Source organism: Candidatus Poribacteria bacterium, assembly GCA_028820845.1.
In the GTDB taxonomy this organism is placed as follows: domain Bacteria; phylum Poribacteria; class WGA-4E; order WGA-4E; family WGA-3G; genus WGA-3G.
Genome location: JAPPII010000034.1, coordinates 26032 through 41981, shown reverse-complemented (window position 1 = coordinate 41981; position 15950 = coordinate 26032). Strand labels below are relative to the sequence as shown.

At 47.8% G+C, this 15950-nt stretch carries 13 protein-coding genes; all 13 read left to right on the top strand.

The window, feature by feature from the left end; genetic code table 11:
* Positions 1 to 234 precede the first annotated feature (234 nt).
* On the top strand, positions 235 to 3372 hold the full coding sequence (locus OXN25_08630) for an SUMF1/EgtB/PvdO family nonheme iron enzyme (protein ID MDE0424918.1): 3138 nt from the start codon (positions 235 to 237) through the stop codon (positions 3370 to 3372).
* A gap of 205 nt (positions 3373 to 3577) precedes the next feature.
* The gene (gene thrS, locus OXN25_08625) at positions 3578 to 5365 is read left to right on the top strand and encodes a threonine--tRNA ligase (protein MDE0424917.1); all 1788 of its coding nucleotides are present in this window, start codon (positions 3578 to 3580) and stop codon (positions 5363 to 5365) included.
* Between the two features lie 37 nt (positions 5366 to 5402).
* Positions 5403 to 6038, top strand: a complete 636-nt coding sequence (locus tag OXN25_08620) for a penicillin-binding protein activator LpoB (protein ID MDE0424916.1) — start codon at positions 5403 to 5405, stop codon at positions 6036 to 6038.
* Between the two features lie 136 nt (positions 6039 to 6174).
* Entirely contained in the window at positions 6175 to 7506 is a 1332-nt protein-coding gene (locus OXN25_08615; GenBank protein MDE0424915.1) for a hypothetical protein, read from the top strand.
* A 128-nt stretch (positions 7507 to 7634) separates the two neighbouring features.
* A complete protein-coding gene (nifS, locus tag OXN25_08610; GenBank protein ID MDE0424914.1) occupies positions 7635 to 8795 on the top strand; it encodes a cysteine desulfurase NifS in 1161 nt (386 codons plus the stop codon).
* Positions 8796 to 8828: 33 nt separating this feature from the next.
* Positions 8829 to 9164 carry an XRE family transcriptional regulator gene (locus OXN25_08605; protein ID MDE0424913.1) on the top strand — a complete coding sequence of 112 codons (336 nt, stop codon included), beginning with the start codon at positions 8829 to 8831 and terminating at the stop codon, positions 9162 to 9164.
* Between the two features lie 180 nt (positions 9165 to 9344).
* Positions 9345 to 9692, top strand: coding sequence for a type II toxin-antitoxin system RelE/ParE family toxin (locus tag OXN25_08600; GenBank protein MDE0424912.1), 348 nt, complete (start codon positions 9345 to 9347; stop codon positions 9690 to 9692).
* Positions 9689 to 10024 (top strand): XRE family transcriptional regulator, encoded by a 336-nt coding sequence (locus OXN25_08595; protein MDE0424911.1) that lies wholly within the window; start codon positions 9689 to 9691, stop codon positions 10022 to 10024. Before OXN25_08600 ends, OXN25_08595 begins: the two co-directional genes overlap by 4 nt.
* Before the next feature lie 274 nt (positions 10025 to 10298).
* Positions 10299 to 11369, top strand: coding sequence for an Ldh family oxidoreductase (locus OXN25_08590; protein ID MDE0424910.1), 1071 nt, complete (start codon positions 10299 to 10301; stop codon positions 11367 to 11369).
* A gap of 21 nt (positions 11370 to 11390) precedes the next feature.
* Positions 11391 to 12428: an Ldh family oxidoreductase gene (locus tag OXN25_08585; GenBank protein ID MDE0424909.1), complete on the top strand. Its 1038-nt coding sequence runs from the start codon at positions 11391 to 11393 to the stop codon at positions 12426 to 12428.
* Positions 12429 to 12590: 162 nt separating this feature from the next.
* Positions 12591 to 13382 carry an SDR family oxidoreductase gene (locus tag OXN25_08580; protein ID MDE0424908.1) on the top strand — a complete coding sequence of 264 codons (792 nt, stop codon included), beginning with the start codon at positions 12591 to 12593 and terminating at the stop codon, positions 13380 to 13382.
* A gap of 27 nt (positions 13383 to 13409) precedes the next feature.
* Positions 13410 to 14135 carry a glycosyltransferase family 2 protein gene (locus OXN25_08575; GenBank protein MDE0424907.1) on the top strand — a complete coding sequence of 242 codons (726 nt, stop codon included), beginning with the start codon at positions 13410 to 13412 and terminating at the stop codon, positions 14133 to 14135.
* A gap of 29 nt (positions 14136 to 14164) precedes the next feature.
* Positions 14165 to 15763 carry a dockerin type I domain-containing protein gene (locus OXN25_08570; GenBank protein MDE0424906.1) on the top strand — a complete coding sequence of 533 codons (1599 nt, stop codon included), beginning with the start codon at positions 14165 to 14167 and terminating at the stop codon, positions 15761 to 15763.
* The last annotated feature ends 187 nt before the right edge of the window (positions 15764 to 15950 follow it).

Sequence of the window (15950 nt, the reverse complement as noted above, 5' to 3'; positions counted from 1 at the left end):
ACCCATAGGAACACCCATAACTATTGAATCAAACACTCTTTTGAGAAATATCAGTCAGAATTAAAAAGACATCTCAATAGAAGCGAAAACCCTTCACCTCCGCTAGCAAGGTTTCCCAACCTCGCCTGTGTACGATGTATCGTTAATTGTAAGTTTTACTATAAATGACTGTCGACATGTTCTTTGGGATTTACGATAATAGGGCTTACATAGCAAAAGATAAGGGGTTATATTATGGATTACAATTACTTTGAAGTGCTTGAACTCTCAATCGACGATATCCAGGGCAAAGATGATACAACGATAAAAAACCTCGTCAACGCTGCGCACACGAAGCAGTATGCTCTCACAATTGGGGCGTATGCGAATGTGCCGCGTTCAGATGGGTTAACGCAAGCACAGTGGCAGAAAGTTCTCAATGATGCCAAGGAGACGCTGCTGGACCCACGAAAACGCCGGAAACACATTGCAGCCCTCACGAAGGAACCGGAAGAGTTAGAGCAGTCTGTTTTGACCTTCCCTGGCGGCGAAGAAGCACGTAGCATCGCAGCTTTGGGGGCCTTAATAGAGCAGCACCCCACTCATGCCACTGATGCCCTTTATGACGGAACCTTGGAGCAAAACCTCCGGAGTGCTGACCAGAACCTGTTCGCTGATGCTGCCCAAACAATTGTAGGCCGATTTTCCGATGATCGCGACACAGGACTCATGACGATGCTTGCAGTGCTTCACGATGAAGTGAGAATGGAGAAGGGAAAAGGCGCGAACACGCCGCAACACCTCGCTCGCTTGATAGATAAGAATTGGGATCAGGCAAAAACGCTGCTGTATAACGGGTTTTTTGCGTTTTGGCTTGAGTACATCAAGCACCCGCAACTTGCAGATACCGCAAATGAACTCACAAATCGCTATACTGACCAACAAGACATCGGTTTAGAAGCCTTTGTTCAAGGACTTAACCCACGAATCGGAAACCCGGTGCCAGCGATAAGCCATCCCGAAATACACTTCAACGGCGTGGAGATGGGCAGCACCGAAACGTCCCCTTCCGAAACTAACAGGATCGCGAAAACCGCCGAGACGGGCACCGCAAGAACGATCCGTTCCGAAATTAAGAACGTCGGGCGCGGTTTTCTCCACGGCGATGTCCATCTGAAAAACGATATACCGGGACTGCAGCTTTCTGATACAAATATCCATGGCAAGGGCATGGTCAGCATTCATCTCGATGAAAACGTCTTAACATCCAACCAAGCCCATCAGACATTCCTTGTCATTGACACCAACGGTCGGAGTTTGGAGGTTCCGATCTATATTAATCATGGGCTTCAGCCATTGCTCCGCTGGGTGCTTATCAGTGGTGTCTTAATGGCGGCGATCGCTCTCTTTAGCCGTCTCATTGTAATTCCATCTCCCCTATATCTGGCATGGGCGGGCTCCTTGATCTTTGGAATAGGTATATACGCGCATTGGCTCCTCGTGGTTAGTAGATCGTTTAGTTGGCAACGATTTTTGCTGCCAATTCTGCTCATTAAAAATTTCTTTCAGGCACAAGACCACCGCAAGCTAGCAGAAACGCTAAATCCCATAGGTAATTCTGCTTGGAAAGCTATCAAGTGGCTGGCACACTACTATGCCAAGTTTGCTAAATTCTGCTTTGAGATACTCCGCAATCTTACCCCTAAGACGGTCAATGTCGACTACTATGACCAGGACGGACGATATACAGGCAGTGGTACCGAGCTGCAGGGTCTATGGCGCTTTGTTATTGTTGCTGTTATTGTGCTGGGTTTGCTGGGCTCTATCGTATATTTTATTGGGTCAGTTGCTGTTGGTATTTTGTCCTTGATTTTTATTGTGGTGGCTTTCCCATTTGTCGCTTTAGCATTCATTGGAACAGCCATTTTTAACGGGCTGGATTTCCTATTTGATCTTGGATTCAATATCCCGCTTGTTGCCGGTTGGGCGTTCTGGGGACTGGTGATGGGTCTGGTAATTCAAGGTTACCGAACCATGAAAATTTACGATCAAAAACGGATGAAGATCTGGGTAGCCGTGGCCCCCGTCCTTTTATTATGTGTTATCGGCACAATTAGATATGTCAGTGCCCTAATACCTCCGAGTATTGACAAAACGACACCTGCAGCTGCACAAAGCGCATCCGGATTAGAAACGGAAACCATCACACGCGAGGAGCCCGATCCTGTTTCCACAGAACAGAGCACAACGGAATCGGATGCGGGTCCTATGCTAGCCGAGGAACCTGTCTCTACAGCTGGACAGGAGGAGCCTGCACCGCTGCCGTCAACTACGCCGAGCGAATTCCAGACTGTCGCCCCAAAGCAGGAGACAACAGCAATACCAACTCTGGATCCCGAACCTACAACCCCTATAGCCCCCTCGGAGCCTGCTCCCATAAAACAGACCGCGATGGAACCCGAGAAAAAATTCATTCCATCCCAGGAACCTGTCCCTATTACCAAACAAGACGAGACTGTTCCCCCGCCACCAACCACGCCAAGCAAACCAACACTCGCTATACCAAAGCAGGACACACTGATAACACCCACCCCATCCCCGAAACCCATAACCCCTTCAGTGCCTTCGGATATGATCTTAATCCCCGCGGGCGAGTTTCAGATGGGCAGTAACGACAACACCGACGAAAAACCAGTGCATACTGTCTACATAGACGCATTCTATATAGACAAGCACGAGGTGACGAACGCACAATACAAAGCGTTTGTTGATGCGAATTCACAATGGAGGAAAGACCAAATACCATCTCCATATCACAATGGGAGCTACTTAAAGCACTGGAATAGAAACAACTATCCTAAGGGAAAAGGAGACCATCCGGTAACTTACGTGAGTTGGTATGGGGCAATGGCTTACGCAAAATGGACAGGTAAGCGTTTACCCACCGAAGCGGAATGGGAAAAAGCGGCGCGTGGTGGTAAGTCCGGTCTGCAGTATCCATGGGGGAACACGATTTCAAATGGACAGGCTAACTACGGTAACCACGTTGGAGACACCACGGTTGTTGGTAGGTATCCAGCAAATGGATATGGTTTATATGACCTGACAGGGAACGTGCTGGAGTGGTGCCTTGATGCGTATTATGGCGATTTCTATTTTTCTTCCCCGCATCGTAACCCATTGGCGGGCGTGAATACAATAGAGAACGCGAATTTAGTTATATCTGACTTTACGAATGTTACGACTTCCCGCGTGGTGCGTGGTGGTGCCTGGTACCATACTGAGGTTCAAAACGTCCGGGTTGCCTATCGCAATAGGGTTGCACCAACACTTACGGGTGTTGGCCTCGGCTTTCGGTGTGTGCAGGCAGTTTCACCTGCAAAGGAAAATTAGATTTTATCGTAGGCGATCTTCGCTGTGAAGTCCGCCTCGATTCTGGCCGCTGAAAGGATTTGCCTTGATTGGGATATTTTTGATTGGCATTTCTCTATGAAATGATGTAAAATAATTGCGTAAACCGAAATTTGAAAGAAGACGTTAAGTCTATTGAGAACAATTTTCTAACTACTACGAATCGACATAATGAGAGTAGATCACAATGCCTGAACCCAATCAACCTGAAGACTACGGACAACGCCTACGCCATTCAACCGCGCACATCATGGCGTATGCCGTCCAACAATTATTCCCAGATGGCGAACGTACCGTCAAACTCGCAATCGGACCCCCGATTGAGAACGAGTTCTATTACGATATGGAGGTGCCACGTCCCATTACACCCGACGATTTCCCGGAGATCGAAAAGCACATGAAGGCGATGATTAAAGCCAATGTGCCTTTCCAACAGGAGACGTGGACCTACGATGAGGCTCGCGAATGGTTTGGCGAACGAAACCAAAAATTCAAACTCGAATTAATCGACGGGATCTCCGATCAGGAGGTCAACGCCAGTGATGAAGGGGTCGCTGACGAAGGTGTTTCTATCTATCACAACGGTGATTTCACTGACCTCTGTAAAGGACCGCACGTCGAAAAAACAGGCGAGTGCCGATATTTCAAACTGCTCCGCGTTTCTGGAGCCTATTGGCGTGGTGATGGCAATCGCGAGCAGTTACAACGCATTTATGGTACCGCATGGGAGACCAAAGCCGACCTTCAGGCATACTTAACACAACGCGAAGAAGCCGCCAAGCGCGACCATCGCAGACTCGGACGCGAATTAGAACTCTTTCAGATGCACCCTGAATCCCCCGGTAGTCCTTTTTGGCTTCCCAAAGGGGCATTCGTCTATAATCATTTGTCTGAAAAGGTGCGAAAACTTTATCTCAGTGAAGGGTATCAAGAGGTACGGACACCACTTATCTATGACAGCAGTCTTTGGGAGACCTCCGGGCATTGGGAACACTTCAGGGATGACATGTTCCTCATCGAAAGCGAGGACGGGAGATCGGTGAGTGCACTTAAACCGATGAACTGCCCGGCGCACATGCTTATCTATAAAAGTGCGCGCCACAGTTATCGGGACCTGCCCTACCGTCTACACGACCAAGGCGTGTTACATCGCAATGAAGCCACTGGCACGTTAACCGGTTTGTCGCGCGTCCGTCAGATGTGTCAAGACGATGCGCACAACTTCGTTACAGAAGACCAGATTGCCGATGAGTATGAACGCATTCTTGGACTTTTTGACCGTATCTACGGTACGTTTGATTTGCCGTTCCGTTGTGATTTTAGCACACGCAATCCTGACAAGTTTATGGGCGATATTGAAGTCTGGAATCGTGCGGAAAGCATGCTTGAGAGTGTGTTGAAAAACAATCAGGTTGAGTATAGTATCGATCCCGGCGAGGCTGCGTTCTACGGACCCAAACTTGACTTTCAGGTGCGCGATTCACTCAACCGAGATGTACAATGTGCTACCGTCCAGCTCGATTTCCAACTCCCTGAACGGTTTGAACTCATCTATGTCGCACCCGATGGCTCGGAAAAACGACCTGTCGTTATCCATCGTGCGATCTGTGGGAGTTTTGAACGTTTCATCGCCATGCTCATTGAGCATTATGCCGGTGCTTTTCCGACGTGGCTCTCTCCTGTCCAGTGTGTTGTCATGACGATCAGTCAACGCTTCGTTGATTACGCCACAGAAGTCCACCGGTTGCTATCGCAAAAGGGGTGTCGCGTTGAATTGGATAACAGCGACGATAAGATTGGGGCAAAAATTCGACTTGCCCGTTTACAACGTGTCCCCTATATGCTAATTATCGGTGGACGTGAACAGGAAAACCGCACCGTCAGTGTCCGAAGTCGAGATGAAGGCGACATCGGCGCAATGACACTTGATACCTTCGTTGAAAAAATTGTTCAAGAAGCCGACTTAGATTTCTGATGACAAAAATTGACCCTTATAGCAAGGAGTATATCTGATGTGTAAAATTTTGACGGTGCCCAAGTTTGTCTCATATAAATTGGCAATTTACACCGTCTTCATGAGTATAATCATTTTTAGCGGTTGCAGTGGTTCTAAACAGGTTACCCGTGTTGATGCCGACACGACAATCGATCTCTCTGGACGTTGGAACGATACAGATTCGCGTATGGTCGCCGACGAGATTATTGGGGATTGTCTGAGCCACCCTTGGATTAACGATCACGGTATAAATACAGGCGGAAAACCCGTCGTCATTGTTGGCGGGATCCGTAATAAGAGTATGGAACATATCCCTGTCGCAACATTTGTAACTGATATTGAGCGCGCTTTTATCAATTCCGGGAAAGTCCGCACTGTATCCAGTTCGAGTGAACGCGGCGAAATTCGCGAGGAACGGGCTGACCAAGGAGAATTCGCTGCGCTTGAGACCGTCAAACGGATGGGACGCGAACTCGGCGCAGATTACATGATGACTGGCGAAATTAACACCATCGAAGACCGCGAAGGGGGAGATCAGGTCATCTTCTATCAGACCGATCTTACCTTGACGAACATTGAAACAAACGAAAAGATCTGGATCGGGAACAAAAAGATTAAGAAATTTATCGGACGCGACAAGTTTAAACTGTAGGATGTCCGTAATGTCTCTGTTTGAGCGGGTCCCCGTGCCTGCTCACTGCTATTTGACTGTAGAATGTCCGTAACGCCCCTGTTTGAGCGGGTCCCCGTGCCTGCTCACTGCTACTTGTTTGAAGATTACAAAATATATGATTAAAGCTTTCCCGTTTCTGCTTATTATCTCTCTACTGATAGGGTGTGGTGGTTATAAGTTTTCAGAAGCTATAGCACCTTTGGAGACAGGACAGCCAGAAGCTGCCTATACCTATCTTCAGAAACACGCACCGAAAAATTCTGATATTCCTTTTCTGTTTGAGCTTGGACTTGTTGCGCATTATGCCGACCATTTCCCTGAAAGCAGCGCAGCGTTGGATCAAGCCGGAGATATCGCAGAGGATCGCTATACCAAGAGTGTTTCAAAAGAAGTAACCTCATTAGTTACTTCCGACAAATTGCGTCCGTATGCTGGAACCCGATATGAACGGCTTTTAAGCCACTACTATCGCGCACTCAACTATGTCTATCAAGGTCAGTTAGACGGTGCCTTGGTAGAATGCCGCCGCGCTACGGCGCTCATCGACTACTTCAAGAGCGATGATAAGTATGATTTCTTGGGTGCCGGGTTTCTTGCGAATCTTTCGGGCATGGTTTTTGAAGCCGCAGGCGAATGGAATGATGCCTACATCTCTTACAGGCAAGCCGCAGAATACTATCAGAACGCCGCTGAGAAAACCGGTGTAGAGATGCCAGACAACATCGGAAATTCACTCGTGCGATTGGCACGCAAACTCGGATTTACCGATGAAGTTGAACGTTACCGAAATCAATACGGGGAACCGCCACCGCGTCCTGAAAATACCGGTGAGTTGATTCTCTTTTATGAGACTGGCTACGTTCCTCCCAAAACTGAAGAGGCTTTAACCTTTCCGATCCTGAAAGTGGACGATGTGGAGGACGAAAAGTTTGTTCCGACACTTGTAGGACGCGAAGGGAGGGTCTATAAGGATGTCGAATTGGAATATCTTCTACGCGTTGCGATACCCGCAATTCGCTCCAATCGTCCGTCCTTCTCAGGAATTGAGGTGACAGTAGGGCAAAATCAAAAGAGAGGCGTGCTTGTAGCAGACGTAGAAACCATTGCTGTAGAGACCTTTAATGCGGAGCGTCCCATCATTCTCTTGCGAACCTTAGTCCGATCTGTAGCGAAATATTTGGCCTATCGAAAGGCAAACAAGGAAAATGAAGTATTAGGGCTGCTTGTGAACCTTGCAGGGGCTGCGACGGAGCAGGCGGACACCCGCTCGTGGAAAACGCTACCAAATCAAATTTTTGTCGTGCGGATGTCGCTTCCGGCAGGGACGCATACGCTCAACCTTTCTTTTTTAAATGCGAACAGACGGGTCAGTCGACGAGAATCCGTGCCAGATGTTAAAATTAATCCGAATCGGATCACCTTTCTGAACTACCGAACTTATGAATGATAGGACTTACCCAATTCTCTGGTAGGTGCGGTTTCCCAACCGCACTGAGCGTGTGATAAATAATGGAATTCCGTAATTTTGCGTAAGTCCTGAATGATCTGTTCCAGATCGCAATATAGACAAAAAACATGCAACGCATCTACTTAGACTACAACGCAACAACGCCGCTTCGTCCCGAAGTCCGGGATGCCATGATGCCCTATCTCACCGAGGCATTCGGTAACGGCTCCAGTATACACGCTTACGGACGCGAAGCGAGAACTGCCATTGACACCGCACGCGAACAGGTCGCCGAACTCATCGGTGCCAAGAGTCCGAGTGAGATTGTCTTCACAGGCAGCGGCACCGAGTCGGATAACCATGCCATCAAAGGCTTAACCGAATTGCAAAAGAGTCGTGGTAAAGGTAACCACATCATCACCTCGTCTGTAGAACACCACGCCGTTTTGCATACTTGTCAGTACTTGGAGCAACGCGGTTTCGAGGTAACCTACCTTCCCGTGGATAGGTACGGACGGATAAGTGTTGAACAACTCCGCGAGGCGATCCGCGACACCACAATCCTCATCTCCATCATGCACGTCAACAACGAGAACGGCACCATCCAACCGCTTGAAGAGATATGCGAAGTTGCACAGGAACACGATATTCCATTCCACACGGATGCAGTGCAATCTGTCGGCAAATTGGATATGAACGTTCAAGAACTCGGTGTCAATCTCCTTGCGTTTTCTGGACATAAGATTTACGCCCCGAAGGGGATCGGTGTTCTCTATATCCGCCGCGGTACCCGACTCGCCAACCTCGTCCATGGCGGTTCACATGAACGCAATCGACGTGCTGGATCCGAGAACGTCCCCGCTATCGTCGGGCTTGGGGCTGCCGCCGACTTTGCCAAACAGGAGCAGGCTTCTTATGCCAAACACCTAAGTCGATTAACACATCGTTTGCGTGAAGGCTTAGATGCCCACATTAATCGGCTCCATTACAACGGACACCCTGACTACTGCGCTCCCGGCACGCTTAACGTTTCATTTGAATCTGTCGAAGGGGAAAGTCTTATCTTACGCTTGGACATGGAAGGTATCTGTGTCTCGACGGGTTCTGCGTGTACCTCTGGTTCTATGGAACCCTCGCATGTCCTTGCCGCACTCGGCTTACCACCGAGATTAGCACAAGGTACCGTCCGTTTTTCGCTCGGCAGAGACACAACCGAAGCCGAAATTGATGCCGTTATTGCCAAGTTACCGAAGGTCATCCAACAGATGCGGACGTTGTATAGGGGATAAACTATTGGTTTGTAGGAGTTTGAAGGGATAGATATGAAAAAAGAAAAAAAGAAAATTAAAAAAAGTAGTATTGACGCTTTCAATGACTCAGCAGACTCTAATTCAGATGAAGCGTTCATAAAAACTCGTTTTGCTGTGATAATACGGGACGTTATGATTGAACGTGGGCTTGAAGGAGGCAAGGCAGCTGAGACTTTGGATATTAATAAGTCTGAAGCGGATGCGCTGCTAAAAGGCAAATTTTCTGATTTTTCGCTTGGTTGTTTACTTTCACTCCTTGATAGGTTGGATATTTACGTTGAGTTTGTTGTCCATGAGATACCACCTGGCGAGCCTCCTAAAGGACTTCGTATCTCTACATCCTTTTAACAAATAGGACTTACGCATTTTCTCTTAAAGTCCCCCTGATAAGGGGGATTTAGGGGGTTAAAAACAGTAAATTCTCGCCTTATCTGCTAAATTTGCGTAAATCCTGAACAAATTTTAAAAAGCTAAAAAATTGGTAAATTCCCCCAGGTATGGTAAAATCTTTTTATGCAAATGGAGCGAATGAGATCCGTTTCTTGGGTTGGGGACGCTAAGGAACGGTTGTTAGAGTTTCCCAACGATGTACAGAGCAAAGTAGGATACCTCCTCCAACTGGTGCAAGAAGGTAAAACTTCTAACAAAATTAAACGTTTGCGTGGTTTTCCGGGTGTGTATGAAATCGTGAGCACTTACGCCCGGAATACCTATCGTGCCGTTTATGCTGTAAACCTTAATAATCGAATTTATGTCCTACACTGTTTTCAAAAGAAATCTACATTCGGCATAAAGACCCCGAAAAAAGAAATTGATTTGATCCGTAGGCGTTTAAGTATGGCGAAAGAACTCGCACGAAGGGAGGATGAAAGATGAATAAAGAAAAAATTAAATATGAAGTCGGCAGCGGCAACGTTTTCAAAGATTTAGGACTGCCCGAACCAGAGGAGAGACTCGCAAAAGCTCGCTTGGTCTTCATAATTGATGACCTCATAACCGAGCGTTGCCTCAGGCGAGGCAAGGCTGCTAAAATTTTGGGCATCAGTAAGTCTGAACTTTCAGATCTTTTGGATGGGTTATTCGATGACTTTTCTGTTGATTACTTACTTTTGCTCCTGAGAAGGTTGGATCACGATGTTGAGGTTGTTCTTCACCGAAAATCCGCTGACGCGTCTACCATAAGTATCTCTGTTTCGACGGCTGCCTAACCAATCTTAACAATTGCGCTTACAACCGCCTCTCGCCGTTGGAGGAGTTTCCAGTTTTTCTCGGTTTCGATAACTACAGGTTTTCGTCTGACTGCCCGTGTTATTCAACTTGTGAGACTTTCCATTTCTCTTTTACCGATAACCGAAAACAAAGTGCCTACTACTATCCGCTTTTTCTATTGACAAAAAAAGCATATCGCATAAAATAAGGGCATAGTTTTTGAGAGTCTTCCATACTCCCAACTCACTTTATAAAGATAAAGGACCCAAACATATGGAAAAGACACATCTACTTCATGCCCCACATCTCCACGCAATTTCGCGCAACATATTCGTCGCTGCCGGTGTTACACGACACATCGCAGAGGATGTCTCTGAAATCCTCCTCAACGCCAATCTCGCTGGACACGATTCCCACGGCGTACTCCGCATTCCCGCCTATTTGCGCGGTATTGATGGCGGATCCTTAAAACCGACAGCCGAACCCAAACTCCTTGCAGAGACCGCGAATACCCTGAGCGTCGATGGGCAAGGCAGTTTCGGACATTACACCTCACGTTGGTCTATCAAGAGAGCCATTGAGAAGGCAAAAACGGCTACCTCTTGCTCTGTCAGTATCCGCAATACCGGGCATATCGGACGTCTCGGCGAATATGCTGAAGAAGCAGCAAGAGCCGGATGTATTTCACTTATCACCGTCGGTGGTGGCGGTAGAGGCAGAGGCCCAACGGTGCCTTTTGGTGGCGCGGAAGGTGCTTTCGGAACAAACCCGATTGCTATCGGTATACCCACCGGAGATGACAGTCCGTTTATCGTTGATTACGCCACGAGTATGGTCGCCGAAGGAAAAATTCAGGTCGCCCGAAGCAAAGGCATCGACTTGCCGGAAGGGTGTATCCTTGACAAAGACGGAAATCCGAGCGTCAAACCCGCTGACTTTTACGATGGTGGCTCGCTTCTCGCATTCGGAAAACACAAAGGCTACGCACTCGCTATGTTTACATGCCTCCTTGGTGGATTGGCAGGAACATTCGATGTGGAGCAAGGTTCAATGAACGGCATTTTCATGCAAGCCGTTGATGTCAACGCCTTCACACCCATTGATGAATACCAGAAAGGTGTACGTGCCTTCTTAGATGGCATTAAATCCACACCACCCGCCCCCGGCTTTGACGAGGTATTAGTTCCAGGTGATTTTGAATACCGGTACCGAACCCAAAGGTTAGTCGATGGTATTGAAATACCGGATACCATTTACAGTCAACTCCAAGAGTGTGCAGACAAACTCGACATTTCTATCGGCGAAGGGATAACTGAGGCGGAAGATAGGGCTCGCTATGAGTAGCTTTGCAGGAGGCAATTCATCATGAAAAGATTTATGTTTGAAGCCGCAGTGCTTCAAGCGTTCACAAGAAACCTGTTTGTCGCAGCGGACACCCCACGGCGTATCGCTAATGATGTCGCCGAAATTTTGATAAAAGCCAATCTTGCTGGGCATGATTCACACGGTGTGCTGCGTATCCCGTCCTACCTCGATGCGATTGAAAGCGGAGGTATCCGTCCAGCTGCTGAACCAGAAGTCATCCGAGAAACCGACAACACACTTCATATTGATAGCAGACGCGGTTTTGGGCATTATGCAGCACGTTATGCAATCCGTCGTGCCATCGAGAAGGCGAAAAGCACACGTACCTGCTTCGCGACGCTTACGCATACCAACCATATCGGCAGAGTCGGTGAATACGCACAAGAAGCCGCTGAATCGGGTTGTATCGGAATGATCTCGGTCGGTGGTGGCTCAAAAGGCGGCGGACGTATCCTTCCGTTCGGTGGTGCAGTCGGCGCACTCGGCACAAACCCTATCGCTATCGGCGTACCGACAGGTGATGATAGACCTTTCCTCATTGATTTCGCAACCAGTATGATTGCAAACGGCAAAACCTACGTCGCTGACAGCGAAAATCGAGATTTGCCTGAAGGATGTGTTGTTGACAAGCACGGCAATCCCACCGTCAAAACATCAGAATACCGCGATGGTGGACACCTGCTTGCTTTCGGTAGACACAAAGGCTATGCGCTCTCCCTCTTCGTCTGTCTCCTTGGTGGATTAGCAGGAACGTTTAACGTTGACGCTGGACAGATAGGTGGTCTCTATATGCAGGTGATTGATGTTAACGCCTTCATGCCACTTGAAGAGTACCAAAAGGGGGTCCGTGCCTTTTTAGACAGTATCAAATCAGTTCCACCCGCTCCGGGTTTTGACGAGGTATTAGTCCCTGGTGATTTTGAGGTCAACACCCGCACACGTCGCCTCGAAAACGGGATTGATGTGCCCGATACCATCTATCAGCAACTCCGCGACTGTGCCGAAGAGTGGGGTGTCCCTATGCCTGAAGCCCAGTGATAGAGAATCGAATGCTCCTAAACAGTCCGAGATTGACCTTGACATTACCCATGTAAAGGTGTTATACTTAACGATGTATTTGACGTTAATAAACATCAACTCCATTTTGAAAGGATATAGGGTGTTGTAGGGTACAACTTACAAACCCATATTGATAAGGTAATGAATCTCGGACTCACAGATAAAATAGCAGTCGTAGGCGCGTCAAGCAAAGGACTTGGACGCGCGATCGCACTCGGCTTGGCACAGGAAGGCGCGAAGGTCACGATCTGTGCAAGAAATACAGATGAACTGGAAACAACAGCGGACGACATTCGTAGCCAGACAGGTTCTGAAGTGTTGGCAATTCCGACGGATGTTAGTCAACCGGAGCAGGTTGAAACCCTCATTAACACGGCGATTCAGCACTTCGGTGGTATTGATATTTTAGTCAACAACGCAGGCGGTCCCAGAGCGGGACGGTTTGACGACCTCAGTGCACAGGATTACCAAGACGCTGTTAATCTAAACCTAATGAGCACAATCAACCTCTGTCGCGCTGTCGTCCCGACAATGCAGGCACGCGGCGGCGGACGGATTATCAATCTCACCTCCGTTTCCGTCAAGCAACCTGTGGATAACCTTATGTTGTCGAACATGGCACGCACAGGGGTCATCGGCTTTGCGAAGACGCTCGCAACAGAGTTAGCACCAGACAATATCCTCGTCAACAATGTCTGTCCGGGTATTATCTTCACCGATCGTATCCAGCAGCTTGCGACTGTCCGGGCAGAAGAAGCCGGAATCACATTTGATGAGGCACTCGAAAGGATGACAGCGGACATCCCACTCGGTAGAATTGGAGACCCTGCGGAATTCGCAGCGTTGGTTGTTTTTCTCGCATCTGAACGCGCAAGTTACATAACGGGGACAACGATTCAGGTAGATGGCGGCATGGTGAAGTCTCTGCTCTAACGTGCTTTGACGGAGGCATGATAAACGATGTTAGTGTCTGTAATCATTCCTGCGTATAACGAAGAGCAAACAATTGGGCAGGTCTTGGAGGCACTACGCGCACTACCCCTGGAAAAACAGATTATCGTCGTCAACGATGGTTCCACCGATGGCACATACGACGCACTCGAACGGTTCCGTGAGGTTCATCAGTTAACCGTCGTACACTGCGAAGAGAACGGCGGTAAAGGATGCGCTATCCGTAACGGGCTTCCCCATGTCCAAGGTGAAGCCGTGGTTATTCAGGATGCAGACATGGAGTTATCCCCGTCGGATCTCTCTGAACTCTTGAAACCACTGGAGCAGGAGGACGTTCAAGTCGTTTATGGGTCGAGGTTTCTCAACGGACGCGGGAACGCCAGTCTTCATAATTTTATCGCTAACCGTGTGCTTGCGACTTATACAAATCTTCTTTACGGATGTCGGATTACCGATGAATCCACCGGTTATAAAGCCTTTTCAGCGGAGTTGATAACACGTTTGAATTTAACATGTGAGGGCTTTGAATTCTGTCCAGAGGTTACAGCGAAAATTTTGCGCGCAGGCTATGGCATCCACGAGGTACCGGTCTCCTATTTCCCGCGAACGAAAAAGGAAGGCAAAAAACTCCGATTCTGGTCAGACGGCATCTTTGCTGCCTGGACCCTCTTAAAATACCGATTTATTTCAAAAACCGAACTTTTCAAAAATACTGCGCACGATGAATTGCGTTAATCAATACTTGGGGGTTAAATTCGTTAATTATGCTTAAAAAGATGGTTTATGCCGCGCTGATCCTCTTATTCGTCGGTACGATCTCTACGGTTGTGTTTGGACACAGCGATCTCCCCACGCTTTTGGAGGATGTCAATAAAGATAGTGTCGTGAACGTCCAAGACCTGGTGCTCGTCGCGACTGCTTTCGGACAACCCAGAGATCGCAATGCGGAACACGACCCTGATGTCAATCGCGATGGAATCGTTAATATCTTAGATCTTGTTCGGGTCAGTAACAGTTTTGGACAGACTGCACCGGATGAAAATTCAGCATATCACAATATCCAAGAGTATATCTTTGATAAAAGTTGTGCAAGCGGTGCATGTCATGCAGTACCTGCCAACGCTGGTAATTTAAATCTGACCTATGGTCTCTCTTATGAAGATTTGGTTGTCGGGGTGCCACAAAATCCTGCTGCGGCTGGCATGAAACTCGTGGATCCCAGCAATCCAGAGAACAGTTTCCTTTTGACGAAACTGATGGGCCCCACAGCACCAGAACAAGGAACACGGATGCCCTTTGGGGGTGGCGTGCTCCACGATGGAAAAATAGAAGCAATTCGTGCTTGGATTGCGGCTGGTGCACCACAGACTGGTAGAGTAGCAGGGATGGGGGACCTTGCAGTTTTACGCGACCCTGAAGAAATCTTTGAAGCACCAGCGCCACCTCCACCCGGTGAAGGGTATCAACTTCATTTGCCTCCCTTCAAAATCGAACCCGGCACTGAACGCGAAGTATTTTATACAACGCAAATCAAAGATGAAAATGGAAATCCAGTACAGGGTGACATCTTCATAAATAAGTATGAGATTTTCTATCCTGTCGGCAGCCATCACTTTATCTTATATCGGATGACCGATGCTGCAATCTCAGAAGGAATCCTTGAAGCAGGCTTAGATCCCGGAATCGGTGTTGATCCGGCAGATACTTTCCGAGAGTTAGACCCAGCTGACCCACAGGCACTTGGAAACCTTGGAACGCATCGTTTCTTCGTTGCCGGCACACAAAACGAAGATTTCTCGTTTGCCTTTCCAGAGGGCGTTGCACTCCGTCTTGCAGGTGATACCCTCTTTGACCTGAATTCTCACTTCATTAATTTATTAGGGACCGAAACCCTAATTGGTGAGGTCTACATCAATATTTACACACTTCCACCTGAAGATGTCACGCATGAGGCAATTGAGATTTTCGTCTCCAATACAGAGATTAACGTCCCCCCCGGGCTAACACGGGTTACCAAAATGGATTGGCATATTGCAGATGAAATGGAACTAAAAGGCATAGATCCTGGGACGACATTGAACGTCATGATGCTTACATCTCACATGCACAGACACGGCGAATTGTTTGAAATCTTTCAACAGTCAACTGGTGATTTGTTGCACCGAAGTGTTGCTTATGATGACGCACCGATAACCTTTTATACACAGCCCCTGGTACTCGATGCAACCGATGGGCTCAGCTTTCAGTGTACGCACAACAATTATGATCGGGACGTACCTATTGAATTCGGTTTTACATCCGAAGACGAGATGTGCATTATTGTCGGCTATTATTATGTGCCAACTAATACCATTTCTGATTGAAATTGTAGCATAAACTTTAGTTTGTGCAGGCTTGTAGCATTATGCTTTAACCTTTGCATTAAAGGGCAGTTAATGCGATATAAACTTTTAGAAGTGGTATAACACTATTGTGAACAATAAGTAAATAAAGCATGCCAAGCACACAATCAATCGTATTAACCAACACATTTGGAGGTTGAATTGTTAA

Coding starts and splice junctions, on each gene's coding strand:
- OXN25_08575 (MDE0424907.1), top strand. CDS start 13,410: ATGTTAGTGTCTGTAATCATTCCTGCGTATAACGAAGAGCAAACAATT.
- OXN25_08605 (MDE0424913.1), top strand. CDS start 8,829: ATGAAAAAAGAAAAAAAGAAAATTAAAAAAAGTAGTATTGACGCTTTC.
- OXN25_08620 (MDE0424916.1), top strand. CDS start 5,403: ATGTGTAAAATTTTGACGGTGCCCAAGTTTGTCTCATATAAATTGGCA.
- nifS (MDE0424914.1), top strand. CDS start 7,635: ATGCAACGCATCTACTTAGACTACAACGCAACAACGCCGCTTCGTCCC.
- OXN25_08600 (MDE0424912.1), top strand. CDS start 9,345: ATGAGATCCGTTTCTTGGGTTGGGGACGCTAAGGAACGGTTGTTAGAG.
- thrS (MDE0424917.1), top strand. CDS start 3,578: ATGCCTGAACCCAATCAACCTGAAGACTACGGACAACGCCTACGCCAT.
- OXN25_08570 (MDE0424906.1), top strand. CDS start 14,165: ATGCTTAAAAAGATGGTTTATGCCGCGCTGATCCTCTTATTCGTCGGT.
- OXN25_08615 (MDE0424915.1), top strand. CDS start 6,175: ATGATTAAAGCTTTCCCGTTTCTGCTTATTATCTCTCTACTGATAGGG.
- OXN25_08585 (MDE0424909.1), top strand. CDS start 11,391: ATGAAAAGATTTATGTTTGAAGCCGCAGTGCTTCAAGCGTTCACAAGA.
- OXN25_08595 (MDE0424911.1), top strand. CDS start 9,689: ATGAATAAAGAAAAAATTAAATATGAAGTCGGCAGCGGCAACGTTTTC.
- OXN25_08630 (MDE0424918.1), top strand. CDS start 235: ATGGATTACAATTACTTTGAAGTGCTTGAACTCTCAATCGACGATATC.
- OXN25_08580 (MDE0424908.1), top strand. CDS start 12,591: ATGAATCTCGGACTCACAGATAAAATAGCAGTCGTAGGCGCGTCAAGC.
- OXN25_08590 (MDE0424910.1), top strand. CDS start 10,299: ATGGAAAAGACACATCTACTTCATGCCCCACATCTCCACGCAATTTCG.